This window comes from Allobosea sp. P4_E12 (assembly GCF_056401655.1).
The window spans coordinates 1-24,566 of the sequence record NZ_JBFUIY010000054.1 but is presented as its reverse complement, the minus strand read 5'-3'; the positions used below and the strand labels follow the sequence as shown (position 1 = coordinate 24,566).

At 63.1% G+C, this 24,566-nt stretch carries 10 protein-coding genes and 2 pseudogenes; 8 read left to right on the top strand and 4 right to left on the bottom strand.

Annotated features, from left to right (window positions below):
* From AC1DW9_RS33790 to AC1DW9_RS33780, 3 genes are all read left to right on the top strand, one after another.
* A partial coding sequence (locus AC1DW9_RS33790; protein WP_476855324.1) for a beta-barrel domain-containing protein occupies positions 1-212 on the top strand: 212 nt, incomplete at its 5' end.
* A 161-nt stretch (positions 213-373) separates the two neighbouring features.
* Positions 374-1,048 (top strand): LuxR C-terminal-related transcriptional regulator, encoded by a 675-nt coding sequence (locus tag AC1DW9_RS33785; RefSeq protein ID WP_476769625.1) that lies wholly within the window; start codon positions 374-376, stop codon positions 1,046-1,048.
* A gap of 852 nt (positions 1,049-1,900) precedes the next feature.
* On the top strand, positions 1,901-3,487 hold the full coding sequence (locus AC1DW9_RS33780) for a methyltransferase regulatory domain-containing protein (RefSeq protein WP_476777311.1): 1,587 nt from the start codon (positions 1,901-1,903) through the stop codon (positions 3,485-3,487).
* Between the two features lie 74 nt (positions 3,488-3,561).
* Here AC1DW9_RS33780 and AC1DW9_RS33775 read toward each other — a convergent pair whose 3' ends face one another.
* A complete protein-coding gene (locus AC1DW9_RS33775) occupies positions 3,562-16,185 on the bottom strand; it encodes a peroxidase family protein (RefSeq protein WP_476777310.1) in 12,624 nt (4,207 codons plus the stop codon).
* Between the two features lie 853 nt (positions 16,186-17,038).
* Between AC1DW9_RS33775 and AC1DW9_RS33770 the strand changes: the two genes are divergently transcribed.
* Positions 17,039-18,751 carry a type I secretion system permease/ATPase gene (locus AC1DW9_RS33770; RefSeq protein ID WP_476777309.1) on the top strand — a complete coding sequence of 571 codons (1,713 nt, stop codon included), beginning with the start codon at positions 17,039-17,041 and terminating at the stop codon, positions 18,749-18,751.
* A gap of 3 nt (positions 18,752-18,754) precedes the next feature.
* A complete protein-coding gene (locus AC1DW9_RS33765; protein ID WP_476777308.1) occupies positions 18,755-20,065 on the top strand; it encodes an HlyD family type I secretion periplasmic adaptor subunit in 1,311 nt (436 codons plus the stop codon).
* Between the two features lie 217 nt (positions 20,066-20,282).
* Here AC1DW9_RS33765 and AC1DW9_RS33760 read toward each other — a convergent pair whose 3' ends face one another.
* The gene (locus AC1DW9_RS33760; protein WP_476777307.1) at positions 20,283-20,960 is read right to left on the bottom strand and encodes a response regulator; all 678 of its coding nucleotides are present in this window, start codon (positions 20,958-20,960) and stop codon (positions 20,283-20,285) included.
* Positions 20,953-22,401: a sensor histidine kinase gene (locus tag AC1DW9_RS33755; protein ID WP_476777306.1), complete on the bottom strand. Its 1,449-nt coding sequence runs from the start codon at positions 22,399-22,401 to the stop codon at positions 20,953-20,955. The genes AC1DW9_RS33760 and AC1DW9_RS33755 overlap by 8 nt, the downstream gene beginning before the upstream one ends.
* A gap of 210 nt (positions 22,402-22,611) precedes the next feature.
* Between AC1DW9_RS33755 and AC1DW9_RS33750 the strand changes: the two genes are divergently transcribed.
* Positions 22,612-22,824 (top strand): membrane dipeptidase, encoded by a 213-nt coding sequence (locus AC1DW9_RS33750; RefSeq protein WP_476777305.1) that lies wholly within the window; start codon positions 22,612-22,614, stop codon positions 22,822-22,824.
* Positions 22,808-23,245, top strand: a complete 438-nt coding sequence (locus AC1DW9_RS33745) for a membrane dipeptidase (protein WP_476777304.1) — start codon at positions 22,808-22,810, stop codon at positions 23,243-23,245. The genes AC1DW9_RS33750 and AC1DW9_RS33745 overlap by 17 nt, the downstream gene beginning before the upstream one ends.
* Positions 23,246-23,324: 79 nt before the next feature.
* Here AC1DW9_RS33745 and AC1DW9_RS33740 read toward each other — a convergent pair.
* Positions 23,325-24,312, bottom strand: a pseudogene (locus AC1DW9_RS33740) (IS110 family RNA-guided transposase); the annotation flags it as partial.
* Between the two features lie 102 nt (positions 24,313-24,414).
* Here AC1DW9_RS33740 and AC1DW9_RS33735 point away from each other — a divergent pair.
* Positions 24,415-24,566, top strand: a pseudogene (locus tag AC1DW9_RS33735) (IS481 family transposase); the annotation flags it as partial.

Genomic DNA, 24,566 nt, shown 5'->3' with positions numbered 1-24,566 from the left:
CCCCGGCGACCACCCGCGACCCCACCACCGGCGCCAATTTCTACACCGGCGAGATCCAGATCGACGGCGATCTCGTCGCCGCCCTCGGCGACCGCAAGCTCCAGCCCGGAATGCCGGTCGAGGTCTTCATCACCACCGAGGAACGCACCGCGCTCTCGTTCCTGACGAAACCCTTCGCAGACCACGCCAACAGGATCTTCAAGGAGAGGTGAGGCGACCGCTGCACCTCATGTTCGAATCATCGAATGGGAGGGGATCCGGCAGCCGACCAGCGCCGCTCCAACATGGAGCGCCCCCACCATCTCGCAAAGGGTTTTGACTGAGCGACCATCTCATTCGACTTGCAGCGGTAAAGTAGAGAGGGGGAGGAGCCATGCCGGATCGTTCGCTCGCAATCGTCGATGATCACCCGGTGCTGATGGAGGGGATCGCCGCCCTGCTGAAACGATGGGGCGGTTTTACGCTCGCCGCGACCGGGAATGTCGCGGACGATATGGTGTCGATCACCAGGAGCCATCGGCCCGATGACATGATCGTCGATCCCGGCATGGCGGGGGATATCTATCGGGCGATCTCGGACGCGTTGAGGATCGCTCCCACCATGAAGATCGTTGTGTTCACGGCCTCGGCCAGCACGGATGATGCGATCAGGGCTCTTGATGCCGGGGCGAAGGGCTACGTCCTAAAGAGCGGCCCGGGAGACGACCTCATTCAAGCCCTTCAGGCCGCGCAACGCAACGACGTCTATGTCAGTCCCTCGTTCGCGAGCAAACTAATCTGCGCCTTGAAGGACAAGTCTCTCGAACGACAGAAGGCGGCCTGCAACAGGCTCAGCGTCCGGGAGGAGCAGATTGTCAAACTGCTGCTTTGCGGAAAGATGAACAGCGAGATCGCCCGCGAGCTTTCGCTCAGCACCAAGACCATCAAGGCGCACATGACCGGCCTGATGGCAAAGCTGAATGCCCGTAATCGTCTGGAGGCGGTCATCGCCGCGCAAAAGCTGGCTGCGGCGACGAGCATCCCGGTTGCCACAAGGTTCCGCCCCTGAAAGACGAGTCGAGGATCGCGCCAAAGACGAAGATCATCGTGTTCACGGCCTCGGCCAGCACGGCTGAGGCGATCAAATCTCTCGACGCCGCGGAGCTAAATCTGCATGCGTGAAGAGCGACCAGACCGCAGACGGAACCGCGCGCTATCTAATGTAAGTCGGCGCTCGATGGTGCTGAGTTCGGAGGCAGATTATATCCGCGCCTGCTCTCGGGCTCGCGACCTCCATTCCGCTGCCCGTCATCCAATGGCCGAGGTGAAGCTTGAGAATTTGGCTCTCGCCATTTTGACCTGGGAACTTAAAGGCGGCCCGCCAAACGGCACCTGAGCGTCCGCCAGCCCGGCGAAACTCTCCCGACCCCGAGGCAGCGCCGGCTGGCCCAACGGATCGACGAGGACAACCAGTAGACAAGCGCTTGTTCCGGCGCTTCCCACAGCGCCAGTACCGGGTGCGTCGAGCGTCCGAGGCCGAGATCGAACAGGGCGGCATGCTCGCCCACCGCGCCGCGACCGGCGACCACCTCTACATCATCGGCAAGCACCTTGGCCGCGGGGCCATGGAGGCCGGATCGAGGCTCAAGCCTCGCTGGCCCGAATTGGGGTCAGAACAAGAGCTGCTCAAAATCGTACGCTACTCTAGGCGGGAGCTGGTGACGAGCGGAGGAAATCGGCTGCATGCCACTATCCTACCGTGGCAGGCTCAGATCGCACCATTCCCGGGACAATGCTCGCTGGCCATACGGTTGCAGTTACCCGTTCGCAGGCTCAGTATGATCCGCTCTGCCTGCCAGTCGATGCGGGGGCTGCGATACCCGTTGGGCGGCCGGCACGGTGTAGGTGACGAGGGGCGCGGATGAGTGTGGGCGACCCAGCGTATCCAAGCCCTATTGCCGAGAACGATGGACCCGGCCGTGATGCCAGCGATTATGACGGCTTCCCGTATCTCTCGCTGCCGATCGCCTACACCCATCCCGCGACGCTCGGCGCGCTTGCGACCCTCCATGGTCTCGACGCTCCTGCGGCTGAGCCCGCGCGCGTGCTGGAACTCGGCGGTGCGTCGGGGGGGAATCTCATCCCGATGGCCGCGCGTTTCCCCCGCTCCCGCTTCGTCGGGATCGATCTGTCCTCACGGCAGATCGCGGACGGGCGACGCAGGATCGCTGGGCTGGGCCTTGGCAATATCGAGCTGATCGAGGCCGATCTCGCCAATACCGGCAGCGCCCGCGGGCATTTTGACTATGTGATTTGCCACGGTGTCTTCAGCTGGGTCCCGGGGCATGTGCAGGATGCGATCCTGCGCGTGATCGAGGCGTCGCTTGCCGATAACGGCATCGCGGCCGTTAGCTACAATGTTCTGCCGGGCTGGCATCTGCGCAGCCCCGTCCGCGACATCCTGCGCAGCCAGGTCGGCAGCACGGGCACGCCGCGGGAGCGCGTCGAGCGGGCGCGCGCGGTCCTCGAGACCCTGCAGACGGCGACCGCAGGAGGTTTCGCCTTCGGTCAGATCATTCGCGCGGAAGCGGCCCGCCTGCTGCGGATGCCGGGCTCCTATGTGCTCGGCGAGTTCCTGACCGAACATAACGCACCCTGCTCGTTCGGCGACTTTATGGAGCGGGCGGGCAGGCACGGCCTGAGCTTCCTGTGTGAAGCCGACCTGGATGCCGATGCCCGCGAATTGCTGGCGCCGGGCATGCGGCGCAGGATTGCGGAACTGGCGGTGCAGGACCCAATGGCGGCGGCGGCGCTGCTCGACCAGTATGGCGGCAGGCCGTTCCGGCGCTCGCTGCTCGTCAAGGCAAGCGCGGCCCGCGCGATCCACGCGCCGAAGCCGGCCGATCTCCGCCACCTCCATGTTTCGATGCGGCTCGAGCGGACGCCGCCAGCACCCGGCGAGACGGCATCGTTCAAGGATGCGCGCGGGCGCCGGCTGGGAACAAGGGGCGCGGCGGTCGCGCACGCGATGTCGCGCTTGGCCGACGCATGGCCGGGCACGCTCCCGGTCGCGGAACTCGCTTCCGGGCAGGAGGGCCCCCGGGTCGCGCGCGTGCTCATGAGCCTCATCCATGAAGGCCGGGCCGAGCCCTCCTTGTTGGCGCTCTGCGTCGGTCGGAAAGATGCCGCACGCCCCGTCGCCTGGCCGCTGGCGCGAGCGGAGGCTGCCTTCGGGCTTCCGTCCGTGACCGGATTGCGCCACGTCGCGGTTCACCTATCGAAAATGGGACGTGCGATCACCGCACGGCTGGACGGCACGATGGACAGGGCCGTGCTGGCCCAATGGCTGGCCGGCGAGATCGCCGCCGATCGGGGCCGGTTTCACGAAACGGAGGGGCCTGCATCGTGGCGGGATGAGCAGGCGTTGCTTGCGATCGCCCGCCGGCATGTCGACGAAACGATCGGCCATCTCGCCAGCGGCGCAGTACTCCTGCCGGAGCCGCGATAGGAGGCGAGCAGGAGGCACCGCCGCGCAGCGGCGGGCAGCGCGAGGATGGCTCCATCGCGCTACCCGCTCTCTGTTCACAGGATGAAGTCGCCGGCGGCGAGACTGTGAAGCCCCGCGAGCTTGATTTCCATTTCGATCGTGCCGACATTGTTGTTCGTGTTGAGCTGGACGACCGTGTCGCCGCCGCTTTGGATGACGCGCACCTGCCCTGCGGCGGAAAAGGCGGCGCTACCGATGAAGGTGAAGGCCTGGTTTCCGCCAGAGCCGGTGTTGGCATCGATTGCCGAGAGATCGATGATGTCGCCACCAGCGACGCCGGCCCCCTCGAAATCGGTGATCACATCATTGTTGCCGACCCCTACGCCGGACTCGTTGGTCGTGTTGAAGAGGAAGGTGTCGCTGCCTGCTCCGCCGGTCATGACATCATTGCCTGCGCCGCCGGTGAGGGTGTTGTTGCCGCCGTTGCCGACGATGACGTTGGCGGCGTTGTTTCCTGTTCCGCTGATATTGCCGTTCCCGGTCAGGGTGAGGTTCTCGAAGTTGTTGGCAAGCGTGAAGGTGACGGAACTCCGCACCGTGTCCGTGCCTTGGTTGGCAGCTTCCGTGAGGGTGTCGTTGCCATCGGTGATGTAGATATCGTCGCCCGCGCCGCCGATCATCGTGTCGGTACCGCCGCCTCCGTTGAGCGTGTCGTTGCCAAGGCCGCCATTCAGGGTGTTGTTCCCGCCATTGCCCGTCAAACTATCGTCGCCACTGCCTCCGGTGACGTTCTCGATATTGGCGATCGAGGTGAAGCCGGAGGCGTTCCCCGCTCCGAGATTGACGGTTACGGCGGCAGTCGTCCCAGCATAGGACAAGGTGTCGCCCGACCCGCTATTGGATCCGAGATCCGCGGTGACCTGCTCGATGCTGGTGATGGTTCCGCCCTCGAAGGCGGTCAGCGTGGTGCCGCTGAAAACGACATTGAGCGTGTCGGACGCGTTGGTGCCGGTGATGATAAGCTTGTCGGTGTCCGCGCCGCCATCGACCGCATCGGCACCATGACCGATGGTGTAGATGAAGCTGTCATTTCCAGCGTCGCCGAACAGCGCATCGTTGCCGGTGCCGCCAGTGATAATGTCATCGCCCGAGCCACCATGGACGGTGTCGATGCCGGCGCCGGCATCGATGATGTCGTTGCCGCCCTGGCCGTCGATGACATTCACGCCGCCATTGACGGTGATGGTGTCGGCGCCCTGGCTACCGATGATATTCTCGATGCCGCTCAACGTGTCGTTGCCGATCTGACTGCTCGTTGCGCTGCTGGTCGTGACGACGGCCCCGGCAGAGGTTGCAGACAGGTCGTAGGTGTCGATGCCGGCGCCGCCGGCATAATTGTCGTTGCCGTCGTTGACTGTGGCAATGAAGAGATCGTCGCCGACACCGCCGGTGAGGGCATTGGCGTTGGCATCGCCGGTCAGAATGTCGTTGCCCGACCCGCCGGTCACGTTCTCGATCGACACGTATTTGTCGCCGACGGCGATGCCGGTGTTCTTGGTCGGATCAAGAAGGTTCACCGCGACGCCTGACGCGTCGTTGGCATAGGATACGGTATCGACACCGCTGAGGCCGAGGAAGGTCCGGTTGTGCCCATTGGCGAACAAGCCGGCCGGGACGTCTCCCGACAAGGTGTTGCCGTTACCGTTCCCAACCACGAAGGTCTCTGGAGAGATCATTGCCGCGGGGGTGTTGGCCGGATTGTTCGCCCCGAACACGTCACTATAGCTGGCCGTAAGCCGGACCGTCTGGTTTGCGATCGTGAGCGACGGCGCCGTGCCGGCCGCGCCCGTGATGTTGACCCAGGCGGTGCCGTTCCATTGCTGCCACTGGAAGGGGGCTGCGGTGCCGGGCGGATTGATGCCGGCAATCCGGCCCGTGGGGTTGGCTGCTGTGATCAGGTCGGGATCGGCGAGCGTGTCAGTGCCGGCAAGCACTGCGTTGGCCGTATTGGCGCTGAAGCCGCCGACATGGACTGCTCCCGAGGCCGCCTCGTTGACGTTCTCGATCCGGACGATCTCGGTCTGGATCGTTGTCTGGTCACCATCGCTCACCTGCAATTGGATCGTGAAGGTGATCTCGGTGCCGGCGGCGTTGATCGAGGCATTGGGATTGCCGCCGAGCTGCTGCTTGATCGCCTCAAAGTCGGGAGCCTGATTGAACACCAGCGTCGCAGCGCTGGTGACGCCGGCTGCCGTGACCGTGTCGGTCGTGGCTCCGATCTTGAACAGCCCCTGTGTGAGCGCGTCGCCGTTGACGATGCTCCATGCCAGCGGGGCAGCGACCTGGTGGTTGGCGATCTGGAATGCAGTCAGGGTATCTGTCGCGCTCAGGCCGGCGACGAGCGTACCCGCAGGCGTGCTGAGATTCTGCGCTGCGATGACGGCCGCCGTCGTGAACTCGTTGAACTGGGCATTGACGAGATTGCTGCCGAAGACCGGTGTGCCATTGCTGCGGCCGAGCACATCGATCGTGAAGTCATTGGTGACTGCGAGTCCCTGTGGGTCGGTTGCCGTGATGCGCACCGTGATGCCGCCCGTGAAGCCTGCCGGCGGCGTGCCGGTGATATGACCGTCCGTGACAGCGCCGGTCGCGTCCCGATCGACCGTGAAGGCGAGGCCCATGAACGATGTCGCGTTCGTGATGGGGTGCGCGGCGCCGTTGGCATCGACGATGGCGGCCGTATAGGTGAGCGCCGTCGCGGCCGTCTCCCGATCGCCGAAGACCGTCGTCAGTGGCAGGAACATGTTGGTAATCGGCTTATCCTGTACTGCTGCCGTATTGGGCAGCCCGACGAGCTCCTGCTGCGCCACGACGAATGGCGCGGTGTTTGCGGCAAGCGGATCGGGAACCAGAACAGCCGTGGGCGCCGAGACAACGCGCTCGACAAAGCCAGACTGAGCCGCCGGGTCGGCATAGGTCACGACGACACGAAGCTGTTGGCCGAGGAAGAAGTCGGTCGGCGTAAAGGTCGCCGTGGTGGCGCCGTTGGGGTCGAGCGCCGGATCGGCGATGTTGACCCATTCGCCGCGCGCAATGTTCAGGTACTGCCACTGGAAGGAGAGCGGATTGGTGATTGTGCCGCCGGCGAAGTCGAAATCCACCAGGTTCGTCACATCGGTGGTCAGCGCGCTGTTCACCTGCGGGGCGGCCAGCCCAGCGGCAAGTATGACCTGGAGGGCGGCTCCTCCGACCGAGGGGTTGGCTTGCGGAATATGATTGTGCGTCGCCACGGCGAAGTCGATTTGCGACACGTCGATCGTCGTGTCGGCAAATTGCAGCCGCTCGATATTGCGCAGCCGGTCGGTGCCGTCGCGCCCGGCCACGCTGTCCACGACAGTGATGAAGCCCTCGGCGTCCTCATTGCCGTCGATCGTGTAGTCGGAGGCGTTTCCGGTGAACACGGCCGTGTCGATGTTGCCCGGTGTCGTGTCATAGCGGATCTCGCGCAGGATCTGGCTGCCGAGGCCGACAACGCCCGCAGCGTTCGGCAAGAGCTCGACATGCAGCCAGGCGTCGCCGTCGATGACATCGTCGCCCCTGCCGCCCTCGATGATGTCGTTGCCGCCGCCGCCGAGGACGATATTGCCGGTGATGCTCACCGCCGTGCCGGGCTTGAAGAATGCCCCTTCGGTCGTGCCGTTGACGAAGGACAACTCCGGGTTGCCGAAGCCGTCCACGGGGCCGTCTGCCAGCCCCTTGATCAGGCTGGGATTGTTCAGCTGGTTCTTGGCGAGCGGCACGATCGGTGCGCGCGCATTATTGTCCGCGGTCAGGATGTCGTCGAAGCGGGAGCCGCTCAGGCCTTCGGTCTGGGTGAAGATGTCGCGGATGCCATCGGCGCCGAGAGGTGCGTCGGGCGCAATGAACTCCTTGATGCTCATGTCGACGGCGACGGACTGCGTCTCCCTCTCGAACGAGGCCCAGTCGAAGCCGAGGCCGCCGAGGAATTTGTCGAAGCCGCCGACGCCAAGCATGATGTCGTCGCCGCTGAAGCCCTTCATCACGGTGCCGACGCCGCCGATCAGGACGTCGTCACCGGCATAGAGCGGGAATTGCCCGGTCGGTGCACCGACGTCGCCGACGAGCACATCGCCGCCGTCGGGGCCGCCATCGATCCAGTCGTCGCCTTCGTCGCCCTGAATCTCCTCGCCGCCCTCGCCGCCATAGATGATGTCGTTGCCCGATCCGCCGACGATGTCGTCGACACCCTGGTTGCCGTAGATCAGGTCGTTGCCGGCGCCGCCGAAGATCAGATCGTCGCCCTTGCTGCCATAGATGGTGTCGTCGCCGCCATCACCGTGGAACGATGAGCCGATGGAGCTGTTGGTGCTGCTCAGGATGTCGTTGCCGTCGCCGCCGAATAGATTGTCGTTGCCGCCGCCACCATCGATGATGTCGTCGCCGGCATCGCCCCAGACCGTGTCGTCATCTGCCTGGCCAGCCATCAGCCGATCATTCGCCGAGGTGCCGCCGAGCACCATCGTGTTGCCGAAGAAGTTGTCTTCGCCGAGGAAGTGGACGGTCCCGTCGCCCTGGATCTCGACCAGTGGGTGCAACTGCCCGTCCGTGCCGGTGAAGGATGGTATCGCCGGACCGACCGCGAAGATCGGGTTGTTGTGGCTGTCGACCGCAACGCTGCCATCGCCATTGTGCTGATAGAAGTCCGTAGCCTCGATCTTGTATTCCGGCGTCAGGAAGATGCTGGCCGATATGTGGTGCACGCCGGTGGCGTTCATCACCATCTCGGCGAAGGAATTGTTCTCGATCTGGTCGGAGAACTGCATGCCCTCGATGCGCGGCAGATAGTAGAGCCGGTCGGCATCCTGCAGGTTTTCCATCTGCAGCTTGAAGACATAGTCGAACGTCGTGCCGAGCAGGCCGCCATGCAGGTTCTGCTTCTCGGCCAGACCGCCGATCCACAGATCGACCGCGTCGAGGCCGGTGACCGAGCCTGTGCTGTAGTGCGGCGGCGTCTGATCGAGCATGGGCTGATGTGTGACCGGGTCGATCTGAGCCGAGCCGGTGATCGGGTCGATCAACGCGCCATGATAGGCGCGCGGGTCATTGACGTTGTTCGCGTAGATGCCGGTGCTGTGCATGAAGTCATAGGCATCGGTGCCGCGGTTGGCTTCGTCCTCGCCGGCGCTGACGAGCGCCAATGCAGCCGCACGCTTGTCGGCGAGGGTCGTAGCGTTGGCGATGCTCGGGTGGGTGCCGTAGGCTGCGACGAAGTTGATCAGGGACGCAGGGTGCTTCAGGAACTGGCCGAACTCGTGCCAGCTCTCGTATGGCTTCAGGGACGCGTCGTTGGTCTCGCTATAGAGTTCGTTGCGAACCAGGTTGATCCCCGGCACGCCCTCGGACCGGCCGCGCGCGATATTGAGCGAGGCAAGGTCGAGCGGCAGGCCGAGCAGGTTGTTGCGCAACGTACCGGTGACGAACTCGTCGATCTCGTTGCCGACCTGGGCCATGGAGCCGAGAGCAAGCTGGCCGGATGCGTCGGCGCCTCCATTCAGATAGGCAAGCGGGTTGGTGAAGGCGGTCAGCAGGGCGATATTGCTCGAAACCTGATTGCCATTGCCGTCGAGCAGGATCGGGTTCCCGTTGGCATCGAGCTCAGGCGTGCCGTTCAGGGGATCGCCGTCAGCGCCATGATGCAGCGAATAGCGCTGCAGGTTTTCGTCCAGCATCGAGTGGCCGAAGCGATAGACGGTATGGGCGAACTCGGCGAACACCGCCGGGTCGAGATGGATGTTGGTATCGCCGGAGACATGGATGTCGGGCGCGATCTTGCGTGCGAATTCCTCGAAGACGAGGTGCTGGTACTGTGTTTCGGTGCCGAAGCGGGCGACCTGGAACAGGCGCTCGCCATTCCACTCGGTGGCCGTGATCTGATGCGCTGCGCCACCGGCGCCAGGAGCGAGGTTGACGCCCGGAAGAACCCATTCCGATGCGAATGAGGTATCGCCCTTGTCGAGCTGTGCCTGGATGAAGGCCTTGGTTTGCTCGACCAGCCGATTATGCTCGGAATGGAAGACGTCATGTACGGCGGTGAGGCCGATATTCTCGTTCACGCGGCCGTCGCCTGCGATGTAGTGCGCGTCGAGGAGTTCGTTGTCGTAGACCAGATTCTGGCCCGTGGCCGGATCGACCGGGGGCGCATTGCCAGCGACGCCGTCGCCGTCCGCGGTGAGAGCCTGGCCGAAATCGTTGAACGGGCTGGCATTGTGGGCCATGTCGTTGATGAAGGCGACGCCGGCGCCGACATACTGCGTCGACAGCGTCGCGTTCGGCGGGGCTGCAAGGTCAGCCGGCACCGCGATATGGTCGATGTCGAGGCCGGCTGCGGTGCCCTCGACGGTCCGCTCGGCGAGCAACGTCGTGATATGGGTCGTGCTGTCGGTGGCGAGCACCTGATAGACGACCTGTGCAAAGCCGTTGGGGCCGCGGATGACGTTGCCATAGGCGTCGGCCTGGACGAGCGGCACGCTGACCACGTCGTAATCCGACAATTTGAGCCCAAGATTATCGAGCGCGTTCTTCTTGACGTCGGCCCAGGTCGGCATGTGGTGCGAGAGGTCGGTGGTCGCCGCCGTCGCGTCGGCATTCCCGGTCTGGGTCGCTCCGGCCTGGTTGACATGGTCGAGCATCCGTCCGGTCGAATGGATGTTCGGCGCCTGGCCAGCATCTGCGACGTTGATGTACTCGCGCAGGAACACCTGATGCGAGGGATGCGAGGAATAGGTCTGGCTCTGGTCGACCGGCGGCGTGATCGCGTTGGTGGTTTCGTGCGTGAAGGTGTCGTCCGACGTGCCGACGATCCCGTCGGCGCCGGCGGTGCGCTCGATCATGGTTCCGCGCGTCAGCACCATGAAATTGGTCGGGCTGCCAGCCTTGTAGAGCGGGTCGTCCGGCAGCAGCGGGATGATGACGCTGCCATTGCCGCCCTTGTTGACGAGGTCGAGGCCATGGTCGAAGAACTGGCCGAACAGCGTGAACCAGGTGTTGAACGGCGCTGAAATGCCACCATCCGGCGTCACGTTCGGGATGGAGTAGTTCGGCAGTCCGGTGGTCGGGTCAAAGCCGTCGAGGGCCGCGACCTTGTTCGGGTCCTGCACCGCCGGCATCACCGTCGCCTGCGACGTGGCAGCCTCGAGTGCGGCAGGATTGGCGGCGCTCTGATCCACGATCAGGTTGCTGATCATGCGCGGGTTGGAATCATAGACGCTGCCATGCGTCTGCGCATAGCTCGTGAGGTTGAGGCCGGGCGCGAAGGGGTTGTCCTGGGCGAGGCCCAGCACCGGGGTCGTCAGTCGCAGGAATGACTGGTCCGAGGCGCCGAACGTGCCCTGGCCGGACACCGCGCTATTGTTGGTTGCGGCGACCTCGCGCAGCCCGAAGGCAAGATGCGGATTGACCGGTGGCTGATGGGCCTCGGCCATCTTGATATTGTTCAGGATCCAGTCGAGATCGACGCGGTCGAAGCTCACCCCCATCGGATCCGCTGCCGGTGCAGCAGGGGACGCGGCCGCGGTGACGGCGGCGGCTGGATCGTTGGCGACATTCCCGGTGGTGTTGAGAACGTTGATGGCGAAGTCGGCCGTCGAGGTATGCGCGGGCAGGACCACGCCCGCCGGCGTCGTGATCGCATCATCCGTGGCATAGAACCGGAGGTCGATCGCTCCGTTGAAGCCGACCGGAAGTTGGCCGGTGATGGTGGCACCGGTGATGCCGGTCGCGTCGGACTGAAGCGTGAAGCGGAGACCGAATGCAGCCGCCGAGCCATCGAGAATCTGGCCATTGGCGAGCGTCGCGGCAAAGTGGAGCGCGGTGTTCGCCGTATGGTCGTCGGTCCAGAAATTCGTGATCGGAACGAAGACGTTGATCTTCTCGCCCTGATAGGCATCGACATTGTCCACGAGTTGGACGACGCGCTGGTTCTGCGTCGGCCCGAAGTTCTTGCCGGGATCCGCGGCGAGCAGGGGTGTCGGCGCACTCGTCACCGTCTCGGTGTAGCCATGCGCGTCCGTATAGGTGGCCTTCAGGCGGATCTGCAGACCCTCCTCGAAGCTGCCGGGAACCAGGGCGTTGGGATTCGTCGCGCCCGTGATGTTGATCCACTCGGCGCGGATCAGGTCCTGATACTGCCATTGGTAGGAGATCGGGGTGGTGATGATACCGCCTGCGAAGTCTGCATCCTTGATCACGCCGGCCGTGGCGAAGTTCGAGGACAGGGTGTCTTCAACGGCAGGTGCCGCGATGTTGCCGGTTCGATCGGTGACGGTGAGCGTGCTGACCGGGATGTGGTTGCGGCCACCGGAGACGTCGACGGTGACATCGGCGAACTCGAGCCGCTCGATATTGCGCAGGCGATCGGTGCCGTCATCGACTGCGTTCTTCGTCGCAGCGACGGCGCCGGCGGGCGTATGCGCTACCGTGACGAAGCCCTGCGCATCGGGTGCGAGCTGGATCGCGCCGCTCGCCAGCCCCGCGATTGTTGCTGCATCCAGCTGGCGGACCACAGTTGCGCCCGCGGCCCCGCGCACCGTGATCGTGTAATTGCTTGCGTTGTCGCTGTAGACGGCCGTGTCGACGTTGTTGGGGTGTGTGTCGTCGTAGCGGATCTCGCGCAGGATCTGACTGCCCGCGCCGATCACACCCTGGGCATTCGGCTGCAATGCGACATGCAACCAGGCATCGCCGTCGATGATGTCGTCGCCGCCACCGCCCGTGATGCGGTCGTTGCCAGCGCCGCCGAGCAGGATGTCGCCACCGGCGAAGCCGAGGGCGCTGTTGGGGCCGCCGGCGCCCGGTGCGAAGAAGGAGCCCTCGAGGGTTCCGTTGTGATTGGTGTAGGTCTTGCCGGCGGCGTCGGCCGGCGTGTCGGCAAGCCCCAGGATCAGGTTCGGATTGAGCAGCGCATCCTTGGCGGCCGCCCGCACCGCCCGCGGGTCATTGGCGCCGAGGATCTCGTCGTCGAACTGCGAGCCGCTGACGCCCTCGGTATGACTGAACACATCGCGAATGCCGTCGCCGCCCAACGGATTGATCGGCGAGATGAACTCGCGCCGCTTCATGTCGACGCTGACGGCCTGCGTCTCGAGCTCGAAGGAGGCCCAGTCGAAGCCGGTGCCGCCGAGGAACTTATCGAAGCCGCCGACGCCGAGCATGATGTCGTCGCCGCCGAAACCCTTCATGACGGTGCCGACACCGCCGATCAGCACATCGTTGCCGGTATAAAGCGGCGTCTCGCCGGTTGGCGCGCCGACATCGCCGATGAGCACGTCGCCGCCATCCTTGCCGCCGTCGATCCAGTCATCGCCCTGATCGCCTTGAACCTCTTCGCCGCCTTCGCCGGCCAGGATGATGTCGTTGCCCGCGCCGCCTACGACGTCGTCAATGCCGCCGCCCGAGGAAATGTAGTCGTCGCCTGCGCCGCCGAAGACGATGTCGGCGCCCTTGCCGAGCAGGATCGTGTCGTTGCCGTCATCGCCATGCACGACATTGTCGCCGGCCTGATCCGTGATCAGGTCGTCGCCGCTACCGCCGAACAGATTGTCATTGCCGCCACCGCCATCGATGGTGTCGTTGCCGCCGTCGCCCCAGACCGTGTCGTCATCTGCGTTTCCGGCCAGCAGCTTGTCATTGGCGTCGGTGCCGCCTAGCACCATGGTGTTCCCGAAGTAGAAATCCTTGCCGATGAAATGAAGGGTTCCGTCCTTGGTGATCTCGACGAGGTTGTGCACGACGCCGTTGGCATCCGTCCAGGTCGGGAATGTCGGATTGGCGCGCAGGAGCGGGTTGCCATTGGCATCCGTCAGCACATTGCCGTTGGCATCGAGCTGGTAATAGTCCTTGGCCTCGATCTGGTATTCCATCGCCTGGAAAATCGAAGCGGGCAGGTGATGCGTGCCGGGGATATTGGCCTGGATCATCTCCGCGAACGAGTTGTTCTCGATCTGGTCGGAGTAATGTGTGCCTTCGATCCGCGGCAGATAGTACAGCCGGTCGCCGTCCTGCAGGTTTTCGAGCTGCACGCGGAAGATGAGCTCGAATGTGGAGCCGAGCAGGCTGCCGTTCAGGGCTTGTTTTTCGGCAAGGCCGCCGATCCACATATCGACCTGATCGAGCCCGGTGATCGAGCCAGTGCTCCAGAGAGCGACAGCGCCATTGGCGTCGTGGATGAGGTTGGCATTGGTGGAGGTCGCCGGATCGGCGTTGCCGTAGGCGCCCTGACTATGCAGGAAGTCGTAGGCATCCTGGCTGAAATCGGTGTTGGCGACCGAGATCTGATGACCGAAGCCATCGAGAATCGGCTTGCCGGCATCCTGGGATGGGTCGGCATTGCCAATATTGTCGGCGTTGAGGGTGTTCGCCGTATTGGCGATGTTGGCGATCCCCGCCGCATCCAGAGCGCTGTTGGTCAGATGGCCGGCTGCGTCGGTGAAACCATATTCGGTGTAGCGGCCGGTCTGATCGACGAAGGCGAAGTCGGTGTGCTTCAGGCCGGCATCGGTATACTTGAAGCTCGTCAGGTTGCCCGCGGCATCCCTGAAGGCGTAGTTCAAGCTCACCGTCTTCTGAGCGGAAACCATCAGGTCAAGCGCCGCCGTGCGCTTGTCGAGGACTGTCGCCTCGGCCGTAAGGGCGGCATGCGTCCCGTATGCTGCGATGAAATTGACCAGCGAAGCCGGGTGCTTCAGGTAGTGACCGAAATCATCCCAGCTCTGGTAGGGGCGCAGGTTGGCGTCGTGCGTCTGATCGTAGATCTGGTGGCGGAACGCGTTCAGCGTCGGCACGCCGGTGTCCCGGCCGCGGGCCAGGTTCAGGGCGGCGAGGTCGAGCGGCAGGCCGAGCAGGTTGTTGCGCAGCGCGCCGGTGACGAATTCGTCGATCTCGTTGCCGACCTGCTGGGTCGCGCCCCGGATGATCTGGGCCGCGGCGTCGGAGCCTTGAGCGAGGAAGGCCAGCGGGTTGGTGAAGGCATCGATCAGCGTCATCTGCTGGTTCGTCGCCGGGTTGAGGACCGGATTGCCGTTGGCATCGAAGCGGTCGATGGTCTCGTCCAGCATCGAATGGCCGAAGCGGTAGACCGCATTGGCGAACTCGGAGGTGATCGCCGCGTCGAGGTGGATGTTGGTGTCGCCCGCGACATGGATGGTCGGGACGACCTTGCGCGCGAATTCCTCGAAGACCAGGTGCTGGTACTGCGTTTCGGTGCCGAACTTGGCGGCCTGGAACAGCCGCGCCCCGTTCCATTCATCGTCCTGAATGCCGTCCGCGAGATTGGCCCCGGAGAGCACCCAGTTCAGGGCGAACGATGTGTCGCCCTTGGCGAGTTCGCCCCGGACCATCGCCTTGGTCTGCTCGATCAGGCGATTATGCTCGTTGTGGAAGACCTCATGGACGGTGGTCAGGCCGATATTCTCGTTCGCGCGCCCATCACCCCCGACGAAATGGCTGTCGAGAAGCTCGTTGTCGTAGAGGCCAGCCGCGGGCGCAGGTCCTCCGGCGAGTCCGTCGCTGTCGGGCTGCAGCAGGTTGCCGCTTGAATCGAACGGGCTCGCTGCATGCGCCATGTCGTTGATGAAGGCGTGGCCAATGCGGACAACCTTCTCGCCGCTCTCGAGCGGCAGCGGATCTGTCAGGTCGAGGCCGGTCGCTGTGCCCTCGACCAGTGTCGTGCCGCCTCCAGCATGTGCGACGACAACCTGTGCGAAGCCATGGGCACCGAGGATGAGATTGCCATAGGCATCCGTCGCCAGCAGCGGCACATTGCCGACATCGTAGTCGGTCAGCGCGATCCCGAGTTTCAGGGCATTGGCCTTGACGTCGGCCCAGGTGGCGAGGTGGTTCGCACCCGTGGCATCGGTGTGCTCGAGCAGCCGGCCCGTGGCCTCGATCGTGACCGTTCCGGCGAGCGCGCCTGGCGTCGACAGGTACTCGCGCAGGAAGGCCTGGTGCGAGGGGTGAGACGTGTAGGTCTGATTCTGATCGACGAACGGAGTGACCAGGTTCAATGTCGGCTGCACGGCCCGCGCCAGAACCATGAAGTTGTTGGGGTTGGGGTTGGTTGCCGTCGCCTGCACATAGAGCGGATCGTCGGGCAGCAGCGGGATGAAGACGATCTCGGTCTGGCTCTTCGAGATCAGGTCGAGGCCGTGGTCGAAGAACTGCCCGAAGAGGGTGAACCACGTGTTGAACGGGGCGGAAATGCCGCCATCCGGCGTGACATTGGCGATGCCCAGATTGGCAATATAGCCGGAGTTCGCTGTGCCGTCGGGATTGAACTGAAGCTGCACGGTGATGGGCGTCGCCCGCTCCGGGTGCAGGGCGTTGTAGGCGTCGACAGCGGCCTGGTTGGCCGAACTCTGGTCGGAGATCAGGTTGGAGATCGTGCGCGGCGTGGAATCCACCACGAATGGCGTGCCCGCTGCGTATCCTGGCTGGAACAGCTGTGTCGCATAGAAAGGCAGAGGCTGGTCGATCGATCCATATGTCGATGTTGAGCCGCCGGCGCCGGTGGACTGGTTGTTGTTGGTCCCTGCGACCTCGCGCAATCCAAAGGCCAGATGCGGGTTGACGGGCCCTTGCCCGGCCTCGGCCATCAGGATCTGCTGCAGGATGTAATCGAGGTCTACGCGATCAAACGTAACCATAGCCGGACCTCCCGATTGCTTGTCTGTTTGCACGCGTCAACACGATCCGGCTCGGGGCCTGGCCGGCCTCGAGTGGTTGCTGGAGGATCTCTCTTTCCGGATCTCGGCGCGCTGCCGCGTGCAGGCTAAATCAATGCATCTGAAATATCGCAAATATTGGCTCTATACTGATCAAATGATGTGGAGTTGAGCCGGTATTTCGCGAAATTGTTATCGAGGATGATGCCGATAAAGTGAGGTTTTGGCAATTGCGACTTGAGTATTGGAAGTTCAATCCATAAGTACTTGGGACTTCTGGCCAGCGCGGCCGGACCATGGTCGGAATTCGTTGGACCATAGTCGCCAACGCCTCGCCGCTGCATGCCGGAGACGGTTACGGATGCAAGCGACACCACCCATTGTTTCGAAGCTCGCCGGTGGCGCCTCGGTTCATTCCGGCGCACTGCGGCATCGCAACCTGGGCACGGGAGCCGGCGGTGAAGGTCAGGGCGAAGCGACCATCGTCCGAATGATGTCGGACCATAGTCCTTGAAGGCTTTGGACGAGAGTACGTTCTGCCGAGGCGGCGATCGGATTAGGGTCGCTGGATAGCGCATGCCGAGGGCTGTTTCAGCGCCGATGTGATGTCCAGCATCCGGATTCCGGGCCGTTTCGACGGAGATTGCGACGTGATTTCAGGGAATGGCATGATTGTTGTGCCGCACGACCGGAGCCGCAGATGCTCGTCGTCGGAACAAGCCCTTGCCAGGCAGGCCCCTTGCGGCGGGAGAGTGGAAAGCCCCTTGAACCCAGGCGCATCCGATCCGGCCGCAAGCCTGACGCCGGCAACGCATGGGGTGGGGATATGGGGGCCATGACGTCGAAGGGCCCTTCCTGGCTCGCTTCGAGCTGGGACGCGTACGCGGGTGTCGCGCTCCTGAGCGGCTTGATCAACGTGCTCTATCTGAGCGGCTCCATCTTCATGCTGGAGGTCTACGATCGGGTGCTGCCGAGCCGCAGTATCCCCACGCTCATTGGCCTCGCTGCGATCACGGCGGCGCTCTACGCCTTCCAGGGACTGTTCGATCTCTGCCGGGGGCGCATCCTTTCGCGCATCGGCGCGACGCTCGACCGCGAGCTCTCCCAGGATGTCTTTCAGGGGGTGCTCCGGCAGCCCTTGCGCAGTCGGATCGATGGCGACGGACAACAGCCCTTGCGCGACCTCGACCAAATGAAAGCCTTCCTGGCGAGCGGAGGGCCGGCTGCGCTCTTCGATCTGCCCTGGATACCACTCTACCTGGCGGTCTGTTTTGCCTTCCACGCCTGGATCGGCCTGGCGGCGCTTGGCGGGGCCCTTTTCCTCGTCGCCGTGACGCTTCTGACAGACATGCTCACCCGCCATGCGACCAGATCAGCCGTTGGCGCCGCGGCTATCCGCAGCCGGATCACCGAGTCTGGTCGGCGCAATGCCGAAGTGGTCCGGGCCCTTGGCATGGCGCGGCGCATCGGTGCGCGCTGGGACGATGCCAACAGCCGCCACATGACCTTCCAGCAAAGGGCTTCCGATGTCTCCGGCGGCTTCGGTGCGCTGACGAAGGTGACGCGCATGCTGCTCCAGTCGGCCATTCTCGGCATCGGTGCCTATCTCGTCATCGACGGCCAGGCGACCGGGGGCATCATGATCGCCTCCTCGATCCTGACCTCCCGGGCACTGGCCCCGGTGGAGCTCGCCATCGCAAACTGGAGAGGCTTTGTCGGCGCGAGGCAGGGGTGGCGCAGGCTTCAGCAGGTCATGGGGACCGAAGCGGCGCCGGGCGGACGGTTGAAGCTGCCGGCACCGCGCCTGTCGCTGAGCGTCGAGAACGCTGCGGTGGTTGCCCCCGGGCAGGGGCGCCTCCTGGTCCAGGAGATTTCATTTGCGCTCAAGGCCGGTCAGGGCGTGGGCGTCATCGGGCCAAGCGGCTCCGGCAAATCGAGCCTTGCGCGGCTGCTTGTCGGCATCTGGCCGGCCTGCCGTGGCAAAATCAGGCTTGATGGTGCTGCCCTTGAGCATTGGCCTGATGAAGATCTGGGCGGGTACCTCGGTTATCTGCCGCAGGACGTGGAACTCTTCGCGGGAACAGTGACCGAGAACATCGCGCGCTTCGACCCGGCTGCCAATCCGGAGCATGTCATTGCCGCAGCCAAGGCTGCGAACGTGCATGACCTGATCCTACGCCTGCCTGATGGCTATGAAACCGAAATTGGCGATAGCGGAGCCGCCCTGTCGGCGGGGCAGCGCCAGCGGATCGGTCTTGCTCGGGCGCTGTTCCGCGACCCGTTCCTCATCGTGCTCGACGAGCCCAATTCCAATCTCGACGCCGAGGGCGATACCGCGCTGACGCAGGCCATCCTCGGGGTCAGGGCACGCGGCGGCATCGTCGTGGTCGTTGCGCATCGCCCGAGTGCGCTGGCGGGGTTGGATATGATCCTGATGATGGACGGAGGGCGGGCACAGGCCTTCGGTCCGAAGGACGAGGTTCTGTCCAGGGTGACGCGCCCTGTGCCGCTCCCGGCCGCGGCCGTCCTCAAGGCGGTGGAGAACTGATCCATGTCGCCGAAAACCGCAACAGACCCCCGCCGGTCGATCAGGCGCCACCTGCTCGCAAGTCTCGCCGCTACGACCATCCTTGTGGGCGGGCTCTACGGATGGGCCGCGAGGACGGAGGTGTCCGGAGCAGTCGTCGCTGCAGGGGTGGTTGTCGTCGACTCGAATGCGAAGAAAGTACAGCACCCGACCGGCGGAGTTGTCGGTGCGCTCAATGTCCGGGACGGCGACAAGGTCAAGGCCGGCGAGGTGGTCATTCGACTTGACGAAACGGTGGCGAAGTCGAACCTGGCGATGCTGTCCAAGACGCTCGACGAGCTTTGCGCGCGCCAGGCGCGCCTGGAGGCCGAGCGTGACGGCCGCGACCGTCTCGTCTTTCCCGATAGCCTCATGAAGCGGGTGGCCGAGCCGGACGTGGCGCGGCTCATCGACGGCGAGGAAGGCCTGTTCGACCTTCGGCGCCTGGCTCGCGCCGGCCTGAAGGAGCAGTTGGGCCAGCGTGTCCAGCAATTGCGCGAGCAGATCGACGGTCTTGAAGTCCAGGCCAAGGCCAAGGGCAAGGAGATTGTCCTCATCCATCAGGAGCTTGATGGAGTGCAGGAGCTCTGGCGCAAGAATCTGGTCTCGCTCAGTCGCGTAACCGCCCTCTCACGCGAGGACGCGCGATTGGATGGCGAGCGCGGCGCCATGATCGCCTCGGTCGCCCAGGCCAGGGGGAAGATAACCGAAACCGAGATGCAGATTATCCAGATCGACCAGGATCTGCGGAGCGAGGTCGCCAAGGAACTGCGCGAGATTCAGGACAGGGCCGTCGAGCTCACGGAACGAAGCGTGGCGGCCGAAGACCAGTTGAAGCGTATCGATATCCGCTCTCCGCAGACCGGTACGATCCATCAGCTCAACGTCCATACGATCGGGGGAGTCGTCGCTGCGGGAGACACGCTGATGCTGATCGTGCCTGAAGAGGACGATCTCTCCGTCGAGATCAAGGTTGCGCCCCAGGACATCGACCAGCTCCGCGCCGGGCAGACAGTGATGCTCCGTCTCTCTGCGTTCAACCAGAGAACAACTCCCGAGATTTTTGGGGTGGTCAATCGGATTGCCGCGGACCTGGTGCAGGATCAGAGGTCCGGGGCCCAGTTTTACCCTGCCCGTATCAACTTCACGCCCGGAGAGCGCGAGCGTCTCGGCAATCTGAAGATTATTCCTGGAATGCCGGTCGAGACATTCGTCCAGACAGGCAGTCGGACAGTGATGTCTTATCTGACGAAGCCCCTGACGGATCAGGTCATGCGTGCCTTTCGCGGGGTTTGACTGCCCCCGAGCGACCGCACCCAAGGCTCCGGCAGGTGACGGCCCTGCAATGCCGCAAATGCTCGGAATTCATGGGCCAGCCGAATGCCGCCGGCATCCTGGTCTGGGGTTCAATCGATGGCCGGAGGGTCTGCTTGGCGCGCTCCCGCTCGGAATGGCGTTAAATCGCTGTTGTCACAATGGATATCAAGATTGGAGATGTATTTATCTCCGGCAACTAAAGTAATCGAGCGTTGATGTTTTGTGTTCCGGGTGATTTTTTGTTGACCATAATGGCTATTTCCACGCGATTCCTGGCGTGAAGTTTCTGAAGGACATTCGTGATGTGATGTTTGACCGTCTTTTCGCTGAGGGACAGGGAGTTGCCGATTTCCTTGTTGGTCAGGCCCTGCGCGACGAAGGACAAAACCTGCTCCTCGCGGCCCGTGAGGTCCGCGAACGGGTCTGCCGCCGCATTTCGCTTGGAGTTTGGCCTCTTCATCTGGGTCAGAACTTTGGCCGCAAGTTCCGGTGACACATAGGATTGGCCGCTATGGATGGCCTTGAGCGTGCTCACCAGTTCAACGCCGCTGACGCCCTTCGCAATATAGCCCTGAGCGCCCATCTGCATCGCGGCCAGGACCTGTTCCTCATCCGACGCGACCGTCAGCAGCACGGTCTTCACCGACGGCCAATGGGTGACGATCGCCTCGATGGCCGACATGCCGCCGCCTGGCATGTCGAGATCCAGCAAGACGAGATCTGGCAGCCGCTCCCGGGCGATCTGAATGGCCTCATGGGCCGATGAACCCTGCCCAACGACCTCCAGGTCGGGCTCGGAGGCCAAGGTGTGCACGACACCCGCCCGAAACAGCGGGTGATCGTCGAAGACGGCAATCCGGATCTTGTCAGCCATAAGCTTCACCTGTCGGTTGAAGGGGGAGGCGTGTCGTCAGGCGTGTTCCCTTGTTCGGCCAACTTGAGACATGCAGGCTTCCGCCAAGGATCTCGATTCGATCCCTGAGGCCGGTGAGGCCGAGATGGACGTCGCTGGGATGATTTCGATGGGGCTCGATACCCGGGCCTTGGTCCGTCACCTCGACAGTGATCAGCGCTCCGTCGGATCGCACGCTCACCTGTTGGCCCATGCCGCGCGCGTGTCTGAATGCGTTATTCAGGCCTTCTTGGATGAAACGGTACAGGCAGGTTTTGGTGGCGTGATCCATGTCATTCGGCAGATCGCAGATGTCGATGGAGACAGATGTCAGCGTTCGCCGTTCGTGGGCGCGCACAGCCGATAACAAGGCCGATCTCGGCGAGAGTTTTTCGATTTCAGGAAGCGTCAGCCCGGAGCAAATGCTGCGGATTTCCTTCAGCGCATCAGACAATACCGACTTGATCGTAGAGTGTGCGTTGCTCCGTTTCCTGGCCTCGTCGTCCGCTTCCGTGTTCCGGGGCTTCAACCCATCAAGCCTGAGCAGGGCCAGGCTGAGCATTTGGGCGGGGCCGTCATGCAAGTCGGATCCAAGCTGCCTCAAGTACCGCTCATTGAGCTCCGTCGTGCGGTGTGCCGATGCTTGCAGGCGATTACGCAAATCCTCGTTCTGCGCGAGCAACTGAAAGAGCTGCTCGACACGCTCCTGGAGCGATAGTTGCTGCCTTTCAATCGTTGTGCTGCCGCGAGCCACGATCCAGAACAAGCCTGCAATCATCAGAAACGTCACGACTCCCGTGACGATCCAGCTCTGCTCTCGTGCCTGGATCAGGGCCTGCCTGAGCTCTTCGGCATTCTCGTAGAATTCGGCGACGGCAATGATCATGCCCGCGCTCGATCGGATCGGCGAGTAAACTTCGAGCTGAGGTGTATGACTTGCGTGGTCCTTGTCATGCTCCTCGATGTGTGGGTGATCGAATTCGGCGGAGATCTTGCCGTGCCAGGCAGCGTTCAAGCTTTCCTTTGGCGCGAGTGTCTTGCCGATCTCGTCCTTACGAGTGCTGTAGACGAGCATGTTGTCATGCGCCCAGACCCTGATCGCGCTGACGCGCATATGGACGGCCGCCGTCTCCATCACGTCGTCAAGGGCTTGACTGCTATCGGGCGGCAGCACGTTGGCTGAGGGCAGTGCTTGAAGATGCGGCTGGACGAAGTTGTCCATGTACCGGGCCGTCGCGACGGCTGCATTCTCCGTGACGATGGTCTCGATGATATTGGAAACCCACCCTCCCAGGGTCAGCATGCCGAGGACGACGAGGGCTGAACTCGCCAGTGTGTATTGTTTGGCGAGACTCAATTTATGCCATTGTCTATTGAGGTAAGAAGTCAATAAATAGGATCTTAGATGGGCCTTATTTGTCATTCTCTATGTCCTGAATATGAACTATCGAATGAATTAATACATAATTTAAAATCTAATATACTTGAATATTCAGATATTACGTTAATGTCAAAGAGGCGGTTTAAAATCATGGCGCGCCCGAAAGATCTTGGCGGGATAGGTGTGAATTTAGCGATAGACCGCGACGCTGGATTCTAATATGTATCCCGTCCAATTCTTTGTCAAAGCAATTTGGGGAGCTACAGCTGCTTCCGAACGAAGCAGTCACGGAATAGTTACAATCTGTTCGGGCGCTCGACCCTTGACGCTATTCAGTGGTCGGAGAAGCCGGTCGCCGTCACTCACGCCAACCCCGACAGCTTGTTTGCCCATAAGCGCAACAAGACCGACGATGTGTTGAAGGCGCTGGCCGAAATGGGCGGTGTGCTTGGCTGCGCGACCTAATCGCAACATCACCGGCGACCGTTACTCGAGTTCGCTCCGTTCGTGGTGCGAGATGGTGGCCCGGACAGTCGACTTGATGGGCATCGACCATGTCGCGATCGGCACCGATCGCAGTCACAACTTCACAAAACCGGATTATGACTGGATGCGCATGGGTCGCTGGACACGCGGCGTTGATTACGGTGCCGCCTCGGCCGACCGCCCCGGTAAGGCCCCGCCGCCATCCTGGTTCACCGAGGTCCACCATCTCGGCCTTCTGCCCGACGGCCTGCGCGAGGTCGGCTTCAAACCGGACGAAGTCGAAAAGATCACGAACGGCAACTGGCTGCGTCTCTATGGGGTAGTCTTCGCAGCGGGACAGCCGCGCGAGCAGGCGACCCTATGGTTCGTGCAGACTGATCCCGCCTTGGCGATGACCTGAGCGTGTCCAAGTCGCAGGAATTGAGAGTACCATGAACCATACGAAGCAATTTTATATCGGCGGCGCCTGGGTCGCTCCGCATCAGCGCGAATGCGATGCGGGCGAGCTTGTTTGCTACGGCGATGGCTACAACTCTGAAGGGTTTGGTATCCAGGAGCCGGCTTGCCCAAGTCCTCAGAGCGCCCTCGCCCTTGCGGCGGTGACGCAACACTGCGTGTGCACCGACGACGAGAAGTTTGCGGAGATAGCGGTCTCCCATCTTGGATATCCGCCCCAACCGTTCCTTGCCTCCAGACGAGTTCTGTCGAGGCGTCAACCCGAGAGAGGCAGAGAACGCGCGCGGCCCCTCGAATGCCGAGATATCATCCTGCGCCGTCGCAGCGATGGCGGAAGCCGTCACCGGACCGATGCCAGGCACCGTCATCAGGCGCCGGGCGGTTTCATTCTCTTTCGCGAGCTGTTCGATCGCGTCATCGCTGGCTGCGATCTCCGCGTCGAGATGTTCAATCTGGCGCACGAGCGGAGCCAGGGCCGTCTGCACGGTTGACGGGATCTCCGCCTCGTCGCCACCACCGATGAGAGCAGCCAGGCTGCGGGCGTTGTTCGGTCCCTGCGCGGCAATGATCCCGATCTCGGCCAGGTGGCTACGCAGGGCATTCAGCATTTGCGTCCGCTGGGTGACGAGGATCTCGCGGACCCTGTGGTGCATGAGTGCAGCCTGGTTTGCGATCGAGCGTACCGGCACGAAGCGCATGGATGGCCGGGTCACAGCATCGCAGATTGCCGCTGCATCTGCTGCATCATTTTTCTGGCGCCGGACATAGGCCTTTACGTAGGCCGGCGGCATCAGCCGCACATCATGACCACAACCGATTAGCCTACGCGCCCAATGATGGGCGGAGCCACAAGCTTCAAGCCCGACCAGGCATGGCGGTAGCTGCTCGAAGAAGGGCAAGAGGTCCCGACGTCTGATGGCTCTCGTCAGCAGCACACCGCCCGAGCCGTCGACCACGTGAACCTGGAAGATAAGCTGCCAAATCGAGACCTACCGTTACAGCCGCGGACAGGTCGGTGTGCTGCTTGCGCATGGATGGGGCTCCTCGGAATGGTCCGTGATGGCAACGCGCCTGCCTTAAGAATGGTGCCGGTGCAGGCGCCGTCCATCCCATCAAGAGAGCCTGAGGGCTCTGGCGATGCGCTATGGCATCAACCAGAAGACGGTGGCCAAGTGGAAGAGACGGAGCTCGACGGCGGATCTCAAGACCGGTCCATGCGAGCCTCGATCGACCGTGCTGTCGATCGAGGAGGAGGCGGTCATCGT

What these genes read in the sequence shown, in the direction of transcription:
- AC1DW9_RS33785 (WP_476769625.1), top strand. Translation starts at nt 374, where the DNA reads ATGCCGGATCGTTCGCTCGCAATCGTCGATGATCACCCGGTGCTGATG.
- AC1DW9_RS33780 (WP_476777311.1), top strand. Translation starts at nt 1,901, where the DNA reads ATGAGTGTGGGCGACCCAGCGTATCCAAGCCCTATTGCCGAGAACGAT.
- AC1DW9_RS33775 (WP_476777310.1), bottom strand. Translation starts at nt 16,185, where the DNA reads ATGGTTACGTTTGATCGCGTAGACCTCGATTACATCCTGCAGCAGATC.
- AC1DW9_RS33770 (WP_476777309.1), top strand. Translation starts at nt 17,039, where the DNA reads ATGACGTCGAAGGGCCCTTCCTGGCTCGCTTCGAGCTGGGACGCGTAC.
- AC1DW9_RS33765 (WP_476777308.1), top strand. Translation starts at nt 18,755, where the DNA reads ATGTCGCCGAAAACCGCAACAGACCCCCGCCGGTCGATCAGGCGCCAC.
- AC1DW9_RS33760 (WP_476777307.1), bottom strand. Translation starts at nt 20,960, where the DNA reads ATGGCTGACAAGATCCGGATTGCCGTCTTCGACGATCACCCGCTGTTT.
- AC1DW9_RS33755 (WP_476777306.1), bottom strand. Translation starts at nt 22,401, where the DNA reads ATGACAAATAAGGCCCATCTAAGATCCTATTTATTGACTTCTTACCTC.